The following is a 23,433-nucleotide window of genomic DNA, read 5'->3' as shown; positions in this document are numbered from 1 at the left end:
GTTATTCAGATGAGCAAAAAAATGTCCACAAAGAAAAATCCATCCTGTTTTGGCTGACGAGGTTGGATTAATCATTAACTACTATAGTTGTTTTTTAGACCGTGTCTTGAGCTCACGGTCTTTTTTTATGAGACTTACTACATATTATAAATATATGTATTTTCCTTATATTTGTTCAAGATTGTAAAAGTTTTCATATGGACCTGTGCTAAACAAGCCTCAATATCTATAAAATAAATATAACAATACTTTACAAAAGGTTAACATCGAATCAACTATTTCTTAGTATTTACTGGTTAAAATGTAACTATAGCCATTCCAATACAATGGTTCATTTTTATAAGTAATTTCCAAATGGGGAGGTAGTTGTATGAATAATTTTCTTAATATTCTGTTTCTGATTTTTATTTCGGCAGCTTTTATACGGATTTTTTATTACTCATTTTTTAAATCAAAATCAAATAGACATTGACTGGGTTAAGTATTTACTATTCTTTTTTGATCCGCAAGTATTTCCTTCATCAAAAATTCCACACCTGTGATCATTTACACACTCAAAAAACAACTATCAAAAAAAAGAAACCCTTTATGGGTCTCCAAAAATTGACGCTATCTCGGTTTGTTTTAAACCAATCTAAACATGTCCTCAAATACTTCGTTCCAATTTTTTGATTTAGCAAGTGTCTTACGCTTATGAATCATATTTTCATCATTTATAGTCCCTTCTAATTGTTCACATACTTGGATGAATTGGTTCGTACTATCGGTATCTAAATAAGCATAGACAGATTCCTCGGCATATTTTTTCGTTGAGGGCAAATGCAAACCAAGTACCGACTTCCCCGCTGCTAAAAACTCAAATAACTTTAATGGAAAGACAGCTTGATTATATTGAGAGGATTTGTATGGCATAATACCAATATCAATTAAGTTCATATATTTTGGTACTTCTGAAGGTTCGACACTTCCAGTCCATAAAACATTTCTCTCGGTTAATAAATCTTTAAATTTTGGATGATCATTCGTGCCATCTGGACCTACAAACAGAAAAAGCCATTCTCGTTTTTTTTGTGCTGCCTCCTTTATCAAATCAAAATCCAGTTTCGGTTTAATGCCACCGATAAATCCTAAAACCGTACCATTAAATTGAGCAGGTAGAATATTCTCCATTTGTGTTGGATTGTTCGCAAATAAATCATATTCTACCCCATTTTCAAAGGTGAACACCTTTTCTTGGGAACCTAAATTTTCTACTATTCTCGAACTTAGATACTCAGAGGTGCAAGTAATTACATCTGCCCTTTGAATAATCCGATTTTCAGCTTTTGATATGATATTTTTTCTAGAATTAGCTAGGATGGAGTTTTTCCCACTGATAGGCGAAGTCCATAAATCACTGCAATCATAAACGACTTTATTCCAGGAAAAGAGGTCAGAAAGGATTGGGTAACCTGGAAAGGTATACCATAAATTCACTTTATACTTTTCCTGTTCTTCTCTTAAATATTGTATTAATGGGTGAAGTTTTGATCTATGAAATTCATCAATATATCGTCCAAACCGAAACACTTTATGTGGCAATAAATCTTGTATGGTCCATTGTTTTATTCCATTTGACAATCTAGAGCAGGACTTTTCTTTTTGTGTTGGTGACGGGCATAACCAAATAACCTCTTTTGTATCTGAATGTTTTTGAAGATATTCTGCAAGCCGATGTCTTCGGTAACGTAACTGGTCCTGCCCCCACTCCCCTGTTGCCACAATGATATGTATATTCTTCATTTGTCCCATCCCTTTTTAAATTCTTTTTAGTAGAGCATGAAAGGCATAATGTGAAAAACACCAAAAAGCTTTGATGACGTTAAGTTTTTCTACCTTGCGATATACAAACCAATTCATTTTTGCTGCTTTCCACTTATTCCTTGATATTGAAGGATTCCCAGTCCGATACTCGGCCAAATTTTCATTTAATCCGTATGCATTGAACCCCTTTTTTAATATGGCTAGCCAGGTGGCTAAATCCTGTCGTGTGAGTATGTTTGGCATCTGAAAATGGCCAACCGTCTTTCGATCAATCATGACAGTCAAACATCCAATAATCGTATTCTTTAACATATCATTGTACGTAATTTGCTCGGGGGCAGGTATCTGTTTGTTCAATAGAACTCCATCATTAGTTATTAATTCGTAACCAGTAAATGTAAAAGCATAATAGTTGGTTTGCATGAAAGAATACTGTTTTTGTAATTTTTCTGGTTTCCAGCAATCATCACTATCAAGAAATGCTACATATCTGCCCTTTGCATTTTGCAAAGCTATGTTTCGGGCAACGGCTGCCCCGCCATTTTGATTTAAATAAATAACCTTTATTCTTTCATCTTCTTTTTCAATTTGCTCTAATATTTCTGGTGTATTATCTGTAGAACAATCATCAACAATAATCATTTCCCAGTTTTGATAGGTTTGCTTTCTTACAGAAGTGATTGTCTGCTCGATAAATAAACTTGAATTATATGAAGGTGTTATAATTGAGATCAGTGGCTGCTGTGGACTCATGAAATAACCTCCTATTCAAATGACTGTTCCTTGAAAATGATGGGAAAAACGATCCATAGAAAGCTTAATGTTACGCCCAATAATATCCCTAATACTGCTCTTTCCTTTGAGTTGAAAGCTCTATTTTCAGTATCAAGTGCATAAAAATCCGCAGGTTTTAATATTTCAGCATGTCTTATGTCGTCTTTAGCAGTCTTAAGTTCATATAAGAAACGCTGCTGGTCTACTTTTGCCTCAGGTCCTACTTTTTCATTTGTTATTGCATCGATAGATTCTTGAATGATTTTCTGTTTTTCTTGGAAACTATCATGATCGATGGCGATAAAAGCACTAGTAATCTCGTTAAGTACCTTTGCTGTGCTTTCCTTTGAATGATCTGAATATGAAAGATTAATGATGTTATCAGGCCCCATAGTTACATGTAAATTCGTATTTATTTCCTTAAACTTTTCCTTCCATAGATCTTTCAAATGTTCTTCATAAAAAGGAGCGTTTGTTAATAAACTGATCACAAGTTTAGGATTATTTAACTCAGGATTCTTATAGTTTCCCAAGGATATCGAAGTTTCTAATGTATAACTTGATTTCTCTTGTCCCACGGGAAGAAGCCATCCAATTATGCCCAGAAAAATGGTCGTTGCTAATAATATTAAGAAGTATTTGTTCATTCTTTCTTTTAATCGTTGAATCATATGTCCCATTTTAACCTTGCTCCTTAGTAGGATTTTTCATGTTGATGTTGATTTTTCGTGTCTTTAAGAACAGAAACCGTAGAAATAACTAATCCTAGAAATACCCAATGAAAAAATAGATTACTAATAGAGCTCGGACTGATACTCGAAACAGCAAATCCAATTAGCCCCATCATACACGCTTCAAGTAATCCTTTTTGGTTTCTATTTCTTCCAACTCTATAAAATTTATAAAGACGTATGAAAAGATAGGCATACATAGTTATGTAACCAAGTAAAATACCAATTCCGAAATTACCCATAATTTCCGCAAGCCAATTATGAACTTCTACAACATTATTAGTGGGATAGATGGATTCGTTTTTCAAATAGAATGAGATATTGCCTGCTCCCACCCCGAATCCGAAGCTATCTAATATGTATTGAAGGGTATTCTTCAGTAAATTTAATCTTGCTACATTAGATGGAAGCATTCCATTACTAAGATTGATGGTTGAAGCGTTATACAAATCTACTAACTTGCCGAAAAATACAATCGTACTCAATAGAAATACGGTTGATCCGATAGTAACGGCCATTTTCTTTAAAAATCTTGGAAGAAGGATAAACATATAAACAAGTAATCCAATCATTACACCAAGCAAACTTGCCCGTGAATCTGTCAAATAAATGAGATACACACAAATAATAGCTAGAAGTATGCTGGTTGTTTTCAAAAATACATGTTTACTATTTTTTGTTAAAGCTAGATAAAAAAAGAACGATATCGTAAGAAATGTGGCAAAATCATTTTGATTAAAGAAAACAGATGTTGGATATGACAGCTTATATTCAGGACCACCGTACAATGTTGATGTAGGCAGCTGGATGTGAGCAAAATGATTGATTAATCCAATCACCATTAAAAAGACTGTCATAAACATCCAGATTCCATAAAACAAGAACAAACTAGTCATTTTTCTAAATGTAAAGACGGCCAAAAAGACAAACGTTATTCCCATACCCAAAAGAATTAACGACTTAATACCCTCTATAATTGATTTTGCCCAAAGTAGTGATACCGAACCATAAGCCATCCAAAACAGTAGAAAAAGCAATATCCCTTTTACATTTAGTTGATTCCAAAATTGAGGAAGATTCCTTTCTTTTATTGCATGAAACAAAAAGACTATAACTGCTGCGATTAGAACCAAGCGATACAAAAATATGCTAAAAAATCCAACATGAATGTTTAGAACTGATTGATTCAGAAATGTTGTCATGACTAATAAATACATAACGGCGGGAAATTGCGGTTTACTAATAACATTGCTTTTTATAAGTAAAGTAATAACGATGACCGCCCATACCCCAATAAAAATCATCATTATACCCGGCATTTCAACAAGTGAATAGGTAATGGCCAATCCTGCTAAGAGAAAAGCTGACACACCTGTTGCTTGTTTAACTAGTAGATTACTTTGCATCAAACTTCCTTCTCCTTTTTCAAACTAACCATTTAATGATTGCAATTGGTTTTCCTTTGAGAACTGGAGAGTCGCCTGTAACCCTTCGAACAGGTTGACAGCCGGCACCCAATTTAGTATTGTTTTCGTTTCTTCGTTTTCAAGAATACTATGCCTAATATCGCCTGCACGCTCTTGTTTATAGATCGGGCGCAGATTCGAACCAGCGGCTTCAGTCATCGTTTTAAACAGTTCATTGATAGAAATACATGAGCCAGAAGACACATGGACACAAATATTTTCTTTTACATTTAGTGCTTTTACATTTGCTGTTGCCACATCGTTAACAAAAATAAAGTCTCTCGTTTGCAATCCATCTCCATATATGAAAGGTGTTCTATTTTCGGTGAGTTTATCTGAAAAAATAGCTACGACTCCTCCTTCACCCTTTGCGTCTTGTCTTGGTCCATATACATTGCTGTAGCGTAAAATACAATATGGCAGCTGATACAGTTCACAAGACATTTTTAAATAATTTTCAACCGATAGCTTTGTAAGTCCATATGGTGATTCCGGATGAGTTGGGTGTGAAATGGTAACAGGCAGTGAAACCGGGTTTCCATACACCGCAGCAGACGAAGCAAATACAAATCTTTTCACCTTTGATTCAATCGCTGCTTTTATAATGTGCAGCGAACCCTTAATATTTACTTTTTCATCAAATAGAAAGTCTTTAACAGACTCCGCCACACTTACTTGTGCCGCTTGGTGAATAATATAATCTGGACTAAGAGAAACAATTAAATCAATTACGCTAGGATTGGTAATGTCGTGATTATAGACCTCAATAGGTAAGTGATCGATGTTTTTTTGTTTGCCTGTTGAAAAATTATCAATGACTGTGACATGGTAATTATTTTGAAGCAATTCCTCTACTATATGGGAGCCAATAAATCCTGCTCCGCCTGTGACTATTACTTTTCTCATCAGAATAACCTCCTCCTATATTGCCTTTGTTGTGAAAGATCCCGCTTGAATGGCTGGTCTCCCAACCGAAAAATACGAAAATCCAAGGCGTTTCATCATTTCTAAATCAAAGAGATTCCGGCCATCCACCATCAGAGGCTGTTTCATTAATTGCTTTACTAAGGGTAAATCTAATGTTTTTACGTCCTGCCAATCTGTTAAAATCATGCAAGCATCTGCATCCCGAATAGTTTCATAGATATCCTCTGAATAGGTGCACTGATAACCGATCTGTTTTTTTGCTTCTACGATTGCGATGGGATCATATGCCTTAACGATTGCCCCCTGCTCTGTTAAGTAAGGAATAATATCCAATGCCGGAGAAGACCGAATATCATCGGTATCTGGTTTAAATGCTAATCCTAAAACAGTAATCGTTTTCCCTTTAAAAGAACCTAATGCACGTAACAATTTTTTTACCAGCTGCACCCTTTGTCCTTCGTTTGTATCAATCACTGCCTTGATTAATTTAAAATTGTATCCACAATCCTCAGCAATATGCAGAAGTGCAGCCGTATCTTTTGGAAAGCAGGATCCGCCAAATCCAACGCCTGCTTGTAAAAATTTATTGCCAATCCTGCTATCAAGACCAATACCTTCGGACACTTTTGTAACGTCTGCACCAACACGTTCACATATGTTCGCAATATCATTAATAAATGAGATCTTGGTTGCCAAAAATGCATTGGCAGCATATTTAATGATTTCCGCCGTTTCTATAGAAGCTTTCACAATATCGGCCGTAAAGGGCTGATGTAATTCCTCAATCATTTGAAAAGCTTTTTCGCTTGCAGCACCAATGACGGCACGCTCCATATTCATCGTATCCTTAATAGCCGAACCTTCTCTTAAAAACTCAGGATTAGAGACAACGTCAAAAGGATGGTTTCCATTGTTGTATTCTTGAATAACCGATTCTATTAATTTTCCAGTTCCGACAGGTACCGTACTTTTAGTGACAATTACTTTATAATTATTTAAATTTTCACCAATGGATTTAGCGACTTGTTTTACATAGGTTAAGTCAGCCTTACCTGATGATGTCATTGGCGTGCCAACTGCAATTAGAATTACCTCAGCATCCTGGATTTCTTGACTGATATTTGCACTAAATTTAAGTGTTCCTTTACGAACATTTTTATGGACCAGTTCCTTTAATCCTGGCTCATATATCGGCATAATCCCTTGTGTCAGTTCATTAATTTTTAATTGATCAATATCGCAACAAGTAACTTCGTTTCCTGAATCAGCAAAACATGTACCTGAAACGAGTCCAACATATCCAGTTCCAATAACAGCTATTTTTTTCATCCTTATCAATCCTTTCGGTTCGTATTACTTGATCGTTGAATAAATGGATTCTATTGTCCGTTTATAAACAGCTTTTAATAAAACGGCATTTCGGTCAGCATGATAGTTTTTTTGAATATGTTCATAGAGTTCATCCTGAACATGTGTGGTAAAGGGATTTCTGTTTAAAATCTCGTTTAATCGAGTCACTAGGCTGGATACCGATTTACTATCAATTAAAAGATGGCGATGCTCACCAAATAATTCTGGGACACTCCCCACTTCAGTACAAATTACAGGCACCTTCAAGGCTAGTGCTTCAATAACAACGGTTGGCATCCCTTCTGTATAAGATGGGAGAGCAAACACATCACTAGCAAGCAAGTAATCACTTATTCTTTCATTTTCAACCTGCCCCATAAGGAACAACCGTCTATTGAAGTCGGAATGCTGGGCTAATTTTTCTTTAGCTGGTCCATCGCCAACAAACAAAATGGCTACTTCGTTAGAAAGCCATTGAAGTGAATGAGCAAGTTCAAAAACTCCTTTTGCTTCTGTTAATCTTCCTATAAAAACAATAATCTTCTTTTCTTCAGGGAGTTGGAGGCGTCTCCTGATTTGCGTTTTGGTTTCATCACTAGGTTTAAAGCGTGATAGGTCAACCCCGATGGGAAGCACCATACTATCTCTGCCTGTTAACTCCTTTGCTTTATTCCTAAGGCTTTCACCCACTGCCAAGACCAGGTTTGCCGCATGTACGGTTTGTTCGAATATTTTTTTCGATCTTGCACTATAAAAAGGATAAATATTTACATCACTGCCATGTAACGTTAAAATCCATGGCAGCTTTTTATGTTCTGCAACTATTCTCGCTGCCCCTCCAGACGGCATGGCAAAATGTGCGTGAATTAAATCGGGCTCTATTAAGCCATCAGACATTGTTTTTAAGATGGAAGCTGCCATCCGTTTATCCGGTTGAGACCATCTGAGTTGGCCCGGAAGTGCTAAATAAGGCGGACGGTAGACCGTCACTCCTTTTCGAACATACTTAAATGGGATCTCCTTATTTGCTCGATACTGCCTTTTTACATACTTGATTAAGGTTGAATGACGCGGCACAGGACAAATCACCGTAACCTCTACGCCTAAACGGATTAATGATTGAACTTGAGTTTCATGAAAAACACCTTGCCCTGGATATTCGTCACTTGGATAGACACTTGTAATCCATAAAATTTTCATTATGTTTGCCCTCTTATTTGTTTTTTACGATCTTCAAGAAAAAATCGGGATAAACCCTATTCAAAAGCAAAATATAGGCGATCGCACTTATTCCTACGGAAAAAATTAGCGGCCATATGCTGGTTTGAGTAAAATAAAAGCTCGAAATCTTTTTCAAACAAAAGGCGAGTGTTGTTATGAGCAAAGATAATAAGAATGGAACAGAAATAGTTTGCAGATATTGCCGAAACCGAAGCTGAATTAACCAGTTTAATAACCATCTTCCAACTAAGAAATTTACCAGGCTTACTCCTGCATAGGTCCAGGCTACAACTTCCAAATTATTCGTCATTACCGCTATCCATAAAGAGGCCCCATAGAGAATGAGAACACCGGCATCCCAATAAAATGCTATATTAGCTTTTCCTTTTGCTAAAATAACGGATCCATTGGGATTCATTAAAACCCTAAGAATGCCTACGACTGCCATGATTTGTACAACTGGAACGGCGTCCAGCCACTTCTGTCCAAAAACAGTTAAAATAAACACATTAGACACGGCGGTGAGACCCATTAAGATGGGAAACGAAACTAGACTCAACAATTTTGTCATGTGTAAGAACCCATCAGTTAATAAAACTTGATTATGGTGGCTTTTCGAAAAAACCGGAAAAGCGACCCTCGTAATAATCGGATTAATCTTTAAGACTGGTATGGTCACGATTTGATAGGCCAGATTGTAAATACCTAGTGCCTCAGCGCCCATAAAGCGGCCAATTAATATCACATCAAGGTTGGAACCAATTCGGTTGACTAACCGGGAGGCTAATTGGTAGGCCCCAAACGCCATGTATTCCTTGCATTCCGACAAATCAAATACGAATGATGGGCGCCATTTCTTTTGATAACAGATAAAATAAAGAATGCCTTTTAATGAATTAAGAACGACTTGTGAAATGACAAAGGCGTAAATTGGACTAATGATAAGTATGAGGATCACTAATATTAAAAAAGAGATGAATGTTGTCCCTGCTTCAATGGCCCCAAGTAAATTAAATCGCAAATCTTTTTGCAGCAAATATTGGCATTGCTGCCCGACCGGAGCGATTAAAAACATCACAGCCAATATTCGAATAAGTTCGATTAATTCACCTCGATGAAAATATGTCGCAATCAGCGGGCTAAAGAGAAATAAGAGCACAAACAGCCCTACACCTACTACCACATTTATCCAAAACAGTGATGACAATACACGGGCAGAAACCTCTTCTTTTTGAATCACGGCTGTACCAAAACCAAGATCCAGCAAGATCTGGGCAAAAACTACAATCGTGGTAATCATTCCTACTAGCCCGAATTCGGATATACTCATTAGCTTGCCAAGGAATGCAAACTGGACGATTTGGATGGTAGTTATGATAAAGGTAGAAATTCCAGTCCACTTTATTCCTTTATGTAGTTGACTTCTGATGACTGACATAAACTTCCCGCCTTTATTAACGTGCTCCCTCACCTGTGAAAATCACTTTGAATGTCTTCACCATAATTTTTACTTCAAGTGAGAAGGTTAAATTTTGTATGTACACCAAGTCGTATTGAAGTTTTTCTCGTGGAGACATATCATATCCCCCACTAACCTGCGCTAGACCTGTAAGACCTGGTTTAACAAGCAACCGTTTTTCGAATCCCTTAATCTCTTTATTGAATATTGCAGTAAAGAATGGTCTTTCTGGTCGGGGCCCTACAATAGACATGTCTCCTTTTAAAACAGAGACTAATTGTGGTAGCTCATCGATACGAGTCTTTCGGATGAATGCTCCCACTTTTGTAATACGTGGGTCATTTACCTCAGCCCACTTTGCCCCTTCCCTCTCAGCATCCATAGTCATGGAGCGTAACTTCATCAGCTTGAATCGCTTCCCATTCTTTCCAAGTCGCTCTTGTACGTAAAATGGAGAACCAGGTGTTTCAATCACAATGAGGATTGAAAATAAAAGAACTATTGGTATTGCAATTATTAACCCTACGGTTGCAAGGAAAATGTCATACGCTCTTTTTAGATAAAGATAATGTTCCACATTCTTTGGTAATGTGAGTTTTGATGATGATACCTTTAGATAATCTTGGTAGAAATTGTAGCTTTTTTCAGTACTCACAAATTGATCACCCCAAAAGATTTATTGATAATGAGACTGGCTAGCCCATACGTAAAGTATAGGTACATAATTTGAAGCTGCTGTTGAGGAAGGGTGAAGAGTTTGTAAAAGATTTTGAATATTTATGAAGTTTATAAATACTTTGTAAAGTTCTTTACAAAATATAGGTAGAATTATCGATTAAATGAAAAAGCTGCACCAAAAAGGATGGGGATCAATCTCCTTTTTTGGGACAGCTTTTAATGATTATAAAAAAATACCCCCTTGATTAGACAAGAGGGCATTAATTAAGCTAAGCGATGGATTCTTGTTTAGCTATTTTTAAAATTTCTAGTGATTTAATATGGTAACCATCGATTTCAAGCACTTTGAATTCATAATCATCATAACTAACTTTATCACCTTCGACGAGATCCATCTTTTCAGATAAGATCCATCCGCCGATGGTGTCCATATCTGAATTTTCGAGATCAAGCCCGAATAAGTCATTGATTTCATCAATCAGAACTTTACCATCAACGATCGTTTTGTTTTCACTGATTTTATTGATTTCGGGTACTTCGTCCGCATCAAATTCGTCACGAATTTCGCCGACAATTTCCTCAAGAATATCTTCAACAGTCACTAAACCAGCAGTACCGCCATATTCATCCATTAAGATTGCCATATGAACACGTTCTTTTTGCATTTTTAAAAGCAAATCATGAATTGGAATCGATTCAATCACTTGAATAACAGGACGAACGTACTCTTGAATCGAGGTTTCAACATTCTTCCCTTTGATATATTCAGTAAACACTTCTTTCATGTTTACCATACCAATGATGTTATCTTTTTCACCATCAATTACTGGGTAACGAGTATAATTTTCTTCCGTTACAATTTGAAGACATTCATTTAATGATTGTGAGATATCAAATGCAACGATTTCCGTACGAGGCACCATAATTTCATTTGCATTCCTGTTATCAAATTCAAAGATATTGTTTACATATTTATATTCCGATTGATTAATCTCCCCGCTCTTGTAGCTTTCAGAGATGATTATTTGGAGTTCTTCTTCTGAGTGTGCAGCTTCATGTTCTGAAGCTGGTTTTAGACCGAAAATTCCAACGATTAAACGAGCAGATCCATTTAAGGCTTTAATAAACGGATACATGATCTTATAAAAGAGCATCATCGGTCTTGCAAAGATCAAAGTGACCGTTTCTGCCTTTTGAATGGCAAAAGTTTTAGGTGCTAGTTCACCCACCACAACATGAATAAATGTTACGGATGCAAACGCAAGGATAAAGGAAGTGATACTCGAAATGGATTCAGGCATGTTCAAGTAACTCAATAACGGGTGAAGGATATGCTCAACCGTTGGTTCTCCTAACCACCCAAGCCCTAAAGCTGTCACGGTGATACCTAGTTGACATGCCGATAAATACTCGTCTAGATTTGAAACGATCTTTTTTGCCGCGACTGCATTCTTGTTCCCTTCGCTAACGAGTTGATCAATACGTGTACCGCGGATTTTAACAATAGCAAATTCATACGCTACAAAAAATGCTGTAAAAGCAATTAAAATTGCTATTATTAGTAGATTACTAATTATCAATGGTCTCCTTACTTAAATATTTAAGTAAGGAATACACCTCCTGTTTTTTACGTGTTAAATTCTTTTATTCTAGCCAAATAGTAATAATAATGATTGTGCGAGTGTACGGCCTTCAGACGAAAGTCTATTAACAAGCACATCTTTTTGTTGATGGTTTAATCTTTGTAGAATTGGTTCCATCACGTTTATTTCTTCTTTCAAATGCTGCATAATACTTGCAATCTGTTCAAAATGTTTTTCTACTTTTTGTTTATCGATGGTGTTGTCTGATTTAATTAATTCAATCGAAGACTTTATTTCTTCCAGTGGCATATTTAGATTTTTATAGTGTTCAATCATATTTAAAATCTTAATACACTCTTCTCCGTACAATCGATAATTTGAATCCGTCCGAATAGGGTTTAGTAAGCCTATTTGGGTGTAATAATCAATGGTCCGCTTAGAGATATTCTTCAATTTAGCTATTTCACCAATTCGATACAACTTCCCAAATTACTCACCCCTTCCAAAATAAATGTTAGTACAAATATACCACATTTCAAACCATACAGTCAACGTAACGGTTTGAAATGTGGTTTGAAGTTGACAAAATAAAATATAGAACTGGAAAATGTTCTATATCTTACTTTTCATTATCGTGTTAAAATCACCGGTCCGTTTTTAGTGATAATCAACGTATGTTCGTATTGTGCTACAAAACTTTTTTCTGTAACAAATGTCCAGCCATCATCCAGTTGAAACACTTCTTCATCATGTGTTGAGATGAATGGTTCGAAGGCAATGACCATTCCTTCCCTTAACAAACCATTGTCAGAAGTTTCATTGTAATTATAAATATATTCAGGTTTTTCGTGGATAGTGCGTCCAATTCCGTGCCCTGTCAGATTTTTAATTACCGTTAATCCATGATTTTTCGCTGTTTGATATACCACTTTACCCATTCCATTAATTTTGGAGCCTGGTTTGGCTTTTTTTAGGCCTGCCTCAAAGGCTTCTTTTGCCACCGCACAGATCTTCGTTAGGATTTCTTCCCCTTCTCCAACTACAATCGAGATCCCGGTATCAGCAAAATAACCGTTCTTGGAACCTGAAACATCAATATTTACCAAGTCTCCTTCTTTAATGACACGACTGCTCGGAATTCCATGAGCCACTTCTTCGTTTACACTAATACATGTAAAGCCAGGAAAATCGTATTCACCTTTTGGAGCTGAAATGGCTCCTTCCTTCTCAAATAAACCAGCAGCTATATCATCAAGTTCTTTAGTGGTTACTCCAGGTACCGCTTGTTTCACTAATTCATCGCGAATCATAGCAACAATTCTGCCAATTTCTTTCAAGCCATTAAAATCTTCTTCGGTCTTTGCAATCATTCTTTTTCCCACCTATAATTTTATCTTAAGTAATGTACACCTATTAGATTGTACATTTATCTACAGGTAAAATCCAAGGATTATAATTATTAAGGGTAAAAAAATACAGAGTTAATCCAACTACTCTGTATTTTTTCAATCATAAGGTTTTTATTTTTTTGATAAAATTAATTTCGAGTTGAAATTTTTCGAAGATTTCTTTATAGGTGGAATTAATTAATAGCGGAAAGAGGTTTTCGATCGCTTCTTCGTACTTTTGTCCTAAAGCTTCCCGAAGAAAGACATATTCATGAAAAAGCAGCGCTTTTTCAAAATCAATTCCTAATTGGTGCAGGCCTTTATACAATTCCTTCTTTGGTATTTTTAAAATTTTGTTAAATATTTTAATGTTTTTATCAATGAATTTTTCTTCTAAATACCGTGTGACATAATCTGTGTACACCATCTGCCCAATCACATTGGTTTCATTTTTCGTATAATTAAAGCCTATCACTCGATCTTCCTTGTTTTCACGGATGATAAAAGTTTTACTGCCTCGTAAGTGGGTAATAAAATTTTTCACGCTCTTATCAAAAATTTTATCAAATTGAATGATTTTTTGCAGTTTAACGGCAAAATCAGTATGTTCTTCACCAACTACAAAAAGCCGGTCAACAATCGGTAATAGTTTTAATACCCCCTCTGACAGTTGACTGGAAGCATCATAAATAATGATATCATATTCATTTTTCATGATTTTAACTTTACGTTTTTGTTCCATTAGTGATAGTTTTGAAAATTCATGGACGAGTTCGTTTGTTGTTTCTTCTTTTTCTAAAGTCCCGTACGAAATAAATGCAGCAGATACATTTGTATTTAATTTAAGCCAATGATAGATGGATAAGGCCAATTCAGTGACACCTGATTTTGCTTTTGGAGAGTAGAAGCCAACTAAATACATATCCTCACATGCCTTTTATATAAATAGTATTCAATAAGGAGGGAAGTGTTAAAGACAAGCGACTACTTTATTTAAGTTTTTAGGAAATACACAATGCTCCCACGTCTCACCGGCTAAAATTATGCTCAAAATGTTGATGCTTTTCTTATATATATGTCAGGCTCCATTTAGTATGTTATTTGTACATACGTCTATTTTTTTCACAATCAAAAAAGGTTAGGAGGTTCACAGATAATAAGTGGACAAAGAAACATGGCTCAAAACAAACTCACTTTTTTGACCAACTATTAAATACATTGTATTGAGCAGTTAAATTTAAAGAACCCCTTTGTTTTTTTGGCAGATTCCTTGATTCTGTTTTTAATAATTTTGTAAGTAATACTAACGAATCAATAATATATGGACCTTTATTAAGCATGACACAATCTGCTCGTTTTCCATAAGAGGCATCTGTAATTTCTGAACGTGTGGGGAGTCCTTTTTTTGTTAATCTTTCTAAAACGCCTGTTGCCCAAATAACTGGAATATAAGAAACGGCACAGATTTTTAATATCTCATCTTGCACATATGATAAGTTTTCAGGACCTACCTCAACGGAGAGGTCACCTCTTGCAATCATAATACCAAATGACCTAAATTTTAATCCTTCACAGATTATTCTTGCTAATTGATGGACTGCATCCTTTGTTTCGATTTTTGCAACCACCGCCATATGAATAGCGCTATGTCTCTCTAATTCATCATAAAGTTTTTTAAGGTCAAGTGGAGAGTGGACAAATGATAATCCTAAAATGTCAGCGTGTTGGATAACAAAAGGTAAATCGCCAATATCCTTCTCAGTTAAGGCACTTACATTCAAACTTACTAGTGAATCAGGCAAATTCAGACCTTTCCCCTCTTTTATTCTAAATTCACGGACTACAGTTGAACTAATCTTTATTTCAATGAATTCCTTTGTAACTTTAAGAACAACTCCTGAAATCTTTCCATCATCAATAAAAATTGGATCTCTGATTTGAACATTACGAAAAGCTTTCTCTAATGTAACTGGGACACCTGCAGGATAGTTTGTTGTTGCTGGATGCGCAAGTTTTTCTGAGTCAAGGTATAAACGTAAATGGTCTCCTGTTTTTACGGTTATTTTGACATGATTAAGTTTTCCGATGCGAACCTTTGGTCCCGCTAAATCCATAAATATTTTGCATGTTTTGTTAATATATTTCCCATTTGCTTTTAGCCTTTTTTCCGCTGTTTTTAAATTTTCTATTAGTTGTTTCCATAAATCTTGATGACCATGAGCACAGTTTATTCTTGCAATGTTCATCCCATTTACTAATAAATCTTCTAGTAGGGCTTTATTGTATATCATATTCTCATCTAAGGTGACCATTATTGTTGATTGAAGTTGAGTATTCTTTTTACCTAGGAGTACCTCCGAGCGGTTCTCCATAATGGTCCGTGATTCTAGGGGAGTGGGAACAAAAATCTTTTTGGAAGGAAACTTGGTAACATTCAAATTCTCTAATATTTTTTCTAAAGAGTATAAAACGTGCATATGCGATTGCTCAAGTGTCGGAAAGCCGTTTTCCACCAACTTTTGCCGTAATTCAAGAGTATCTTGTTCAAGAAAGGCTAGATAAGCCAATAAGTTATCCCGATTTTGAATTCCATCACTTACTGGGATGCTACTAACATTCTCCTCGCTTAATTGGATTATATGGTTATAAATCTTTAATAAATGTTTCTCCAGGTCTAGATTAGTCGTTGGAGAATTAACCACATCTTTTCACATCCTTAAGTCCGAAAGGTTCTATTTTTCTTATTATTAATTAAATGAAAAAGGTTTTGTATTAATGAATATTAAGATTAAAATATTGGAATTTTTAGAAATGGATGAATGACATGAGAACTGTTTTGGGGCAAAGGTAAAGTAAAGGACTCATCAAATGATGAATCCTGTTTTTATTATGCTGCAAATACCAATAATAGCCATAAGTATAAGCTAATGAGGGTGAAGACCATAGTGGCTGGGATAACAACAATGGTAACTTTAATATATTCCATCCATGTTATTCTTATTTTATTTGTTTTTAGAATATGCATCCATAGGAGTGTTGCAAGAGTACCGATTGGAAGGATAAGCGAGCCAATATCACTGCCAATGATGTTAGATAAGTAAACGGTTTTTGTTAATAACGGAGTTAGTCCCATATCGGTCAAGGCAAAAGTGGATATCATTAAGGCTGGATGATTGTTAAAGATATTTGAGAGAAAGGCAGTGATTGCCCCCATGGTTAAGCTTGCATGAAACAAACTGTCATTAACGATTGGTTTTAAATAGCTTAATAGAAGCTGCGATAATCCAATATTGTGTAATCCGTAGATGATGACATACATACTAAAGGCGAAGATTAATATATGCCACGGTATTTTTCCTGCTACGTCTTTTGGGTTTATCTTTAAATAAATCCATCTCCAAATCAATAAGATCATTGAACCACATACAGCAACCAATGAGACTGAGATGCCAATAAAGGAAGCGACGAAGAGACTAATCCTTACAAGGAAAACGAAGATCAACATAGTGATCATGAGTTTCTTTTGTTGGTCAAATAAGCTTTCTGACCCTTGTTGGAGTGGATGGTATGGGCGGTTCTTTTGCAGTGGGATTGAGTAGGAGTGGAAGCGGATTTCTGTTGGAATATCTTTTTTGAATACTAGGTATAAAAGATAGGATAAAAATAGTAATCCTAGTACTCCGGGAACAAACATCATTTCCGTTTGAAGATACAAATCCATACCAATGATTTTCAATGCAATTAGATTAACGATATTACTAACACCGATTGGGGCGCTTGAGGCAGTTGCGATTAACGCGCCGCTTAGTAGGAATGGAATCTTCTGCCGGTTCTTTAACTTCAAATTATTTAATATTAAAATCAATATCGGTGTTGTTATTAATATACTTCCATCGTTGTTAAAAAATAGAGTCATCAAAAAGCAGAGTAATAAGGTATTCCAAAACAATCGGATTCCGGACCCCTTTGAGAGCTTTAACATTAAAGCTGCTGTCCAACTAAAAAAGCCAAAACTTTCGAGTACGATCGCCATAACGATTGTTGCAATAATAGTAATTGCTGCCCCAGTGACCTTTGAACTTATGTCAAGTAAATCTCCGATCGAAACGCTTCCACTTAAAAAGACGAGGATGGCGCCTAATGCAGCAGGTATTGCTTCGTTTATATTTTTGGGACGGATAAAGATCAAGACCATTGTTAGAATAAAAGCGGAGATGGTGATAATTACCGTCGATTGATAATACATAAAAGTTATTTTACTCCCTTCACTTAAGTTTCCTTCGTAAGTTTCCGTTTATTCAATCTTGTCCTTTACTTCATAGTACGTCCTTATGCACCAGCTTGTTCTAAACGAATATCTCGTAAAGGGAGTAAATCAGCATCTAACTAGAAATATTTTCATAAATTTCTCTAGATTTTTACCTATTTTTATAGCAATAGTCGAGTGTCACTAATACTCTTTGTTGGGTTTATGTACGAATTAATGAATAAAAGGCGCAAGCGCTTGTTTCGCGATTATACTAGCCTTACGGCGTGGAGCTGGATTCAAAGAACTAGCTCTATTTATCAACAATTTTTTTAAAATATCCTATACTATAAAAAAACCGATACTGTTTAAGTATCGGTCGCTTACTTGTATTCTCAACCTTTAGGGCCTTTTTTCCCGCTACTGCCACTGCTTCCAGAACTGCTGCTGCCTGAACTGCTGCTTCCAGTGCTGCCGCAGACGCCAGAACTGCTGCTACCTGAACTGCTGCTGCCAGTGCATTCGTTACTGCCAGTACTGCCAGTGCTGCCGGTGCTGCCGGTACTGCCAGTGCTGCCGGTACTGCCAGTGCTGCCGGTGCTGCCGGTGCTGCTGGAGCTGCTGGAGCTTCCTGTACTGCTGGAGCTGCCGATGCTGCCAGTGCTGCCGGTGCTGCTGGAGCTTCCTGTACTGCTGGAGCTTCCAGAGCTTCCTGTACTGCCGCTGCTTTGTTGTCCTTTTGGACCTTTAGGACCTTTTCCGCTACTAGAACTTCCACTGCTGGAGCTGCTGCCTGAACTGCCACTGCCGGTGCTGCCACTGCCGGTGCTGCCACTACTTGTGCTGCTACTTCCAGTGCTGCTACTTCCAGTACTACTACTGCTACTGCTTGTGCTGCTACTTCCAGTGCTGCCGCTGCCGGTGCTACCACTTCCAGTACTACCGCTACTTGTGCTGCTACTTCCAGTACTACTACTGCTTGTGCTGCTACTTCCAGTGCTGCCGCTGCCGGTGCTGCCACTTCCAGTACTACCGCTACTTGTGCTGCTACTTCCAGTACTACTACTGCCTGTGCTGCTACTTCCAGTGCTGCCTGAACTGCCGCTGCCTGAACTGCCGCTGTTGCCTTGTTGTCCTTTAGGTCCTTTAGGCCCTTTAGGTCCTTTTCCGCTGCTAGAACTTCCACTGCTGCTTGAGCTTCCACTGCCGCTTGAGCTACTACTGCTGCTTGAGCTGCTACTGCTGCTTGAGCTGCTACTGCTGCTTGAGCTGCTACTGCTGCCTGTGCNNGCCTGTGCTGCTACTGCTGCTGCTGTTGTCAGAGCTACCGCTTGTGTCACTACTGGTGCTATTACTGCTGTTCGTTCCAGTAGATCCTGTACTATCTGAGGATGATTTATTGCTGCTTGCTTTTTTACCTACAGGATTGTTATCCAAAAAGCCAACTAAGCCATTTTCTTTAGCTTGCGAAAGTAAATGCTCAATATCAAGCTTTAGTACCATTTCTCCACCACTTTCCTAAACATTTTTTCTATTCTATTTCAGATTATGATGAATTCATCTATTTGACATAGACAATCATATATTTTTTTTAGTCTGATTTTTTTTTAGTTATATACACATTCGTTTGTGAGGATGCATATATCTAGAAAAAATATGACTTAGGAGAATTCAAGTGTTAAAATATGAAATTTTAATTAATCCGAAGTGGTTAAGAAAATTGGATAATGACATTTGGAATGATGAATTAGTACCAGCGATATTAAAAATAGGTGAAGATCGTATTAATATTAAAGTTGCTTATAGAGGAAACGTAATAAGGGATAAGAAAAAAAAATCCTATCGAATTGTGTTTCAAAAGCCGTTCAAGATTAATGGGGCTCATGAAATTCACCTCAATGCAGAATTTTCAGATGTATCATTAAGCAGGAATAAACTATCGCTTGATTTCTTTGATCGAATTGGCGTCATCTCTCCACACTCGCAGCATGTTCTGTTGTATATCAATGGTTATAATAAGGGTATATATTTAGAGATTGAATCCTTTGATCAATATCTCCTTAAAAAAAGAAAATTGCCGGATGGACCTATTATTTATGCAACCAATAATCGAGCAAATTTCTCTTTATTAACCAAGAAAAAAGAAATAAAAAAAAGGTTGGATCAAGGATACACAATAAAATATGGCGAAAAAGAGGATATCGATGATTTGCGTAACTTTATTGCTATGATTAATGCGCTAAATAATGAAGATTTTGCAAAGGAAATCCCAAAAGTATTGGATGTAGAGAAATACTTAAGATGGGTAGCTGGAGCGGTATGTGTTCAGAATTATGATGGATTTATCCATAATTATGCATTATATAAAAATGGTGAAACAGGACTTTATGAAATTTCACCTTGGGATTATGATGGTACCTGGGGCAGAAATCTTCATGGCAGAAAACTTGATTATGACTATGTACCATTAACTGGATATAACACACTTTCTGCAAGACTTTTCCACTTTCCGCAATTTAGAAACCTTTATAACGAAATTTTAACAAGTATTTTGGAAAACGATTTTACTCTAGATGTTCAAAAACCTATAATTGATGGCTTATTCGAAACCTTAAAACCACATATTAGTCTAGATCCGTATATAAAGACTACAGCTGATACCCTTGAGCAAGAAAAAAAGGTTTATTTTAATTTTATAAAAAAAAGAAACACTTATCTAAAGAAAGAATTAACATCATTTTTTAAGGTGAAGAGTATATGAAGTTCAATCATATACTTTTTTTTTGCCTATTTTTCCCCAAAACAGGAAAAAAAGGCTACTTTATTAGTACAACATCATACCGTGATACATATAGATGCAGTGTAAATGTTTATTTAATTTGAAGGAGGAAAAGATTTTTATGAATAGAGACATGATGAAGTCTTTGGTGGGTAAAATTGTTAAGATCGATCGAGGTGGCCCAGATTCAAGAATAGGTAAATTAATGGATGTCTATGATGACCATCTGGTCCTTCTTACAGAAGATGATGGTGTCGTATACTACTGCACACATCATATTAAAAGTGTGACGGAGAATGCAAAGGATCAGTTAGAGTTCGATATTGAGGTTCCTGAAGAATTCGAATTTAAAAAAGCTGATAGCTTTCAGGGGATGTTATCTTCCTTAATGTACCAATGGGTCAAAATTAATCGTGGAGGCCCAGAGAAATTAGAGGGTGTATTAGGAGAAGTAGCTAATGATTATGTTTCTTTAATTAATAAAGAAGAAATCGTTCGCCTCTCGATGTTCCACATTAGAAATATTAGCTACGGATTAAAAGTCGAAAAGCCTGAAGAAGATGTTGAAGGTCAACAGGAGCATCGGAATGGCTCAGGCAAACAAAAGAAAGACAAATAAAAACCATATCGCTTCTCATTAGGAGAAGCGATATAGTTATCTCCAAGGAGGACACTTAAATGGGTTTAGATAAAATCTCATCTTCGTTGGATTTATTATTAGGCTATAATGTAAATCTATATATAGGTGAAGAGATAGTTAATGGTAAACTGATTGGTGTAGAGAGAGATCACATCATCGTGGAAGACAATAATAATTATGTCTTTTATTATAGTTTTGAACAGATTCAAGCAATCACAAAAAATACGAAACTTTTTCAGAGTGAAGAAACAACAGCCAATTTTATAAGAACACAAAGTTTAACCGAGGTGTTAAACTCCTTTAAAAACAATTGGATAACCATCCTTTGTGTAAATAAACAAAAATTTAATGGCATAATGAGCCAGGTGGATGAAGATTTTGCAACACTCATTAATGGAGAAGAAAAAATCTTAATTAAATTAAGCCAAATTTCTAACATTTTAAAAGGATACGTTAATCAAGAAGGAACAAACAGTGCATCAACTAATGCTAGTTCGCAAAGTAATTCAAAAAATGAAAACAGTTCTAACCATAAATCTGATTCTTCCTCCAAAAAAAATGAAGATGCTAAGAATAAATCTGATTCTTCTTCCGATAAAAGTGATAACAAATCAAAGAATAAATCTGATTCATCATCATCATCATCATCATCATCATCATCATCATCATCATCATCCAAAAGAAGTGAAAAAAAATCTAAGAGTAAATCTGACTCATCATCATCATCATCATCATCTTCCAAAAGAAGTAAAAACAAATCTAAGAATAAATCTGATTCCTCTTCCAAGAAAACTAGTAACAAAACAAAAAATAAATCAGACGTGACCTCAAAGGAAGACAGCAGCAATTCAGTTAAATCTCCATCACTAATGGAAAAAAGTGAAATGGAGCATAAGATTGAAGCAATCGAACCTAATAACACTATGGTCTGGTCACAGCCAATTAAAATTGAATCTACTATGGTTCAATCCAAGGAGGAAATTCCTACAAATATCTTTAGGGCAAAAAAATCTCAAACAAATGAAAAGGACTCTTCAAAATCATCATTTGAAATGGGAACTAAGGATAATAAGTCTGAAGATACAAAGCGGAGCAATTTGAAAGAAAACCATCAATCAGATGGAATGAAAACAGCTAAAGAAACAGCAACTATTGTAAATACAGAAAATAATCCTGCACCACCATTTAAAGTACAACTGACTGAAGCAAGAGCAACGAAAACTCAAGAGACGGTAAATTCTGCTAAGAAAACAGAACATGAAACTACATTAAACAGCAGTCAAAATGTATGGAAACAAAAAGAACCTGAGCAAAAGGTCCTTCGATTTGCTGGTGAACCAGCAAATAATGACAGTCCAAGAACTTTCCCATTTGCGGGATGGCCAAATAGAAACAACCGGATAACTAGATTTTAAATTTATGAAATATAAATTGAAAATTGAATAGTAGTATTTGTTTACTCCCCATAATTCCCCTGTTACGATCCCCAAACCCCATACAAATATGAGGTGGGCATTTCAAAACGAAGTATCCAAGGTATCGGTTAATCGTGTTTTCAGCCCACCTCTTTTTGTAAATGGGAAAACAAAAGAAAGGATGTGAGAATATGAAGTTGAAAGATAATATCGGTAAATATATCCAATTAGAGATTTCTGGGAAGAAAATGATTAAAGGATTACTTATTGATGTAGGCAGCGATTTATGGGTTATTTTTAATGGATATGACTACCTATACATCCCAGCTATACATTGCCAAAACTGGCGTTATTTAACACAAGATGAAATTAATAACTTCGATGGAATTTCTCTTAATGACGAACCAGCACCTATTTATAATAATAACGAAGAAATCTCATTGCGAAAAACATTAACAGCCGCTAAAGGGATTTTTACAGAAATATATGTAACGAGTAACCAAGCTTTACATGGTTATATTATTAGTATTATGAATAATTATTTTGTCTTCTACTCGCCAATTTACAAAACCATGTTTATCTCATTAAACCATTTAAAATGGTTAATTCCTTACACAAATAATCAACGTCCATACGGTTTAAGTAACGCAAATCTGCCAGTGAATCCAAGTAATATTACCTTTGCAAGATCATTTGAGGTTCAAATTGAAAAGTTGACTGGGGAATTGATTGTCTTTAATATCGCGGAAAATGAAAATGTTATCGGAAAGGTAAAAGCGATTAAGGATAATTTTGTGGAATTAATTGGCGCAAAAGAAGATCCGGTCTTTATTAATCTTCAACATATTAAAACAATCCATATGACTTAATGTCTAAAATTAAGTGTTCGAGTGGGTAATTAGTGAACAAGCACCGGCTTTTTTTTCAAAAAAAAACAGAGTGTCTAGAGACACTCTCAGACTGTCGACAAATC

20 protein-coding genes are annotated in these 23,433 nt (G+C 35.9%); 4 read left to right on the top strand and 16 right to left on the bottom strand.

All coding sequences use genetic code 11. The annotated features are described in order from the left end of the window. Positions 1–624: 624 nt before the first annotated feature. The 16 genes from tuaH to COJ96_RS28905 all read right to left on the bottom strand — a co-directional run bounded on the left by tuaH (position 625) and on the right by COJ96_RS28905 (position 18,830). Positions 625–1,782 (bottom strand): teichuronic acid biosynthesis protein TuaH, encoded by a 1,158-nt coding sequence (gene tuaH, locus COJ96_RS24555; RefSeq protein ID WP_373561745.1) that lies wholly within the window; start codon positions 1,780–1,782, stop codon positions 625–627. Positions 1,783–1,797: 15 nt separating this feature from the next. After that, a complete protein-coding gene (tuaG, locus tag COJ96_RS24550) occupies positions 1,798–2,556 on the bottom strand; it encodes a teichuronic acid biosynthesis protein TuaG (protein ID WP_098576429.1) in 759 nt (252 codons plus the stop codon). Between the two features lie 11 nt (positions 2,557–2,567). Continuing rightward, positions 2,568–3,257, bottom strand: coding sequence for a hypothetical protein (locus COJ96_RS24545; RefSeq protein ID WP_098576428.1), 690 nt, complete (start codon positions 3,255–3,257; stop codon positions 2,568–2,570). 14 nt (positions 3,258–3,271) lie between these two features. Next, complete coding sequence (gene tuaE / locus COJ96_RS24540; RefSeq protein WP_098576427.1) at positions 3,272–4,714, bottom strand: teichuronic acid biosynthesis protein TuaE; 1,443 nt, start codon at positions 4,712–4,714, stop codon at positions 3,272–3,274. Between the two features lie 24 nt (positions 4,715–4,738). Continuing rightward, on the bottom strand, positions 4,739–5,680 hold the full coding sequence (locus tag COJ96_RS24535) for an NAD-dependent epimerase/dehydratase family protein (protein WP_098576426.1): 942 nt from the start codon (positions 5,678–5,680) through the stop codon (positions 4,739–4,741). Between the two features lie 15 nt (positions 5,681–5,695). Then, positions 5,696–7,030: a UDP-glucose 6-dehydrogenase TuaD gene (gene tuaD, locus COJ96_RS24530; protein WP_098576425.1), complete on the bottom strand. Its 1,335-nt coding sequence runs from the start codon at positions 7,028–7,030 to the stop codon at positions 5,696–5,698. 24 nt (positions 7,031–7,054) lie between these two features. Beyond that, a complete protein-coding gene (tuaC, locus tag COJ96_RS24525) occupies positions 7,055–8,251 on the bottom strand; it encodes a teichuronic acid biosynthesis protein TuaC (RefSeq protein WP_098576424.1) in 1,197 nt (398 codons plus the stop codon). A 13-nt stretch (positions 8,252–8,264) separates the two neighbouring features. Then, the gene (tuaB, locus tag COJ96_RS24520; RefSeq protein ID WP_098576423.1) at positions 8,265–9,710 is read right to left on the bottom strand and encodes a teichuronic acid biosynthesis protein TuaB; all 1,446 of its coding nucleotides are present in this window, start codon (positions 9,708–9,710) and stop codon (positions 8,265–8,267) included. 16 nt (positions 9,711–9,726) lie between these two features. After that, a complete protein-coding gene (locus COJ96_RS24515; RefSeq protein ID WP_257148627.1) occupies positions 9,727–10,308 on the bottom strand; it encodes a sugar transferase in 582 nt (193 codons plus the stop codon). Positions 10,309–10,678: 370 nt separating this feature from the next. Further along, positions 10,679–11,989, bottom strand: a complete 1,311-nt coding sequence (locus tag COJ96_RS24510; protein WP_098576421.1) for a hemolysin family protein — start codon at positions 11,987–11,989, stop codon at positions 10,679–10,681. Between the two features lie 69 nt (positions 11,990–12,058). Continuing rightward, entirely contained in the window at positions 12,059–12,472 is a 414-nt protein-coding gene (locus tag COJ96_RS24505) for a MerR family transcriptional regulator (protein WP_098576420.1), read from the bottom strand. Between the two features lie 149 nt (positions 12,473–12,621). Beyond that, positions 12,622–13,362 carry a type I methionyl aminopeptidase gene (gene map, locus COJ96_RS24500; protein WP_098576419.1) on the bottom strand — a complete coding sequence of 247 codons (741 nt, stop codon included), beginning with the start codon at positions 13,360–13,362 and terminating at the stop codon, positions 12,622–12,624. 139 nt (positions 13,363–13,501) lie between these two features. Next, a complete protein-coding gene (locus COJ96_RS24495; protein WP_098576418.1) occupies positions 13,502–14,302 on the bottom strand; it encodes a hypothetical protein in 801 nt (266 codons plus the stop codon). Positions 14,303–14,570: 268 nt separating this feature from the next. Further along, positions 14,571–15,671 (bottom strand): pyruvate kinase, encoded by a 1,101-nt coding sequence (locus tag COJ96_RS24490; protein WP_180230247.1) that lies wholly within the window; start codon positions 15,669–15,671, stop codon positions 14,571–14,573. Positions 15,672–16,267: 596 nt separating this feature from the next. Then, positions 16,268–17,626 (bottom strand): arsenic transporter, encoded by a 1,359-nt coding sequence (locus tag COJ96_RS24485; protein WP_098576416.1) that lies wholly within the window; start codon positions 17,624–17,626, stop codon positions 16,268–16,270. Positions 17,627–17,939: 313 nt separating this feature from the next. After that, entirely contained in the window at positions 17,940–18,830 is an 891-nt protein-coding gene (locus COJ96_RS28905) for a hypothetical protein (RefSeq protein ID WP_180230246.1), read from the bottom strand. Positions 18,831–19,301: 471 nt separating this feature from the next. On the opposite strand from COJ96_RS28905, the gene COJ96_RS24470 reads away from it, so the two are divergent. The 4 genes from COJ96_RS24470 (at position 19,302) to COJ96_RS24450 (ending at position 23,329) form a co-directional block, all read left to right on the top strand. Beyond that, on the top strand, positions 19,302–20,387 hold the full coding sequence (locus COJ96_RS24470; RefSeq protein ID WP_098576415.1) for a CotH kinase family protein: 1,086 nt from the start codon (positions 19,302–19,304) through the stop codon (positions 20,385–20,387). A gap of 139 nt (positions 20,388–20,526) precedes the next feature. Further along, positions 20,527–21,024, top strand: coding sequence for a hypothetical protein (locus COJ96_RS24465; protein ID WP_098576414.1), 498 nt, complete (start codon positions 20,527–20,529; stop codon positions 21,022–21,024). Between the two features lie 59 nt (positions 21,025–21,083). After that, positions 21,084–22,460, top strand: coding sequence for a hypothetical protein (locus COJ96_RS28895; protein ID WP_180230244.1), 1,377 nt, complete (start codon positions 21,084–21,086; stop codon positions 22,458–22,460). Between the two features lie 191 nt (positions 22,461–22,651). After that, a complete protein-coding gene (locus tag COJ96_RS24450) occupies positions 22,652–23,329 on the top strand; it encodes a DUF2642 domain-containing protein (RefSeq protein WP_098576412.1) in 678 nt (225 codons plus the stop codon). Positions 23,330–23,433 lie beyond the last annotated feature (104 nt).

It is taken from the genome of Bacillus sp. AFS073361 (genome assembly GCF_002567005.1).
Lineage (GTDB): Bacteria > Bacillota > Bacilli > Bacillales > Cytobacillaceae > Neobacillus.
Note: the sequence above shows the minus strand (reverse complement) of the source record. Positions and strands in the feature narration are given on the sequence as shown.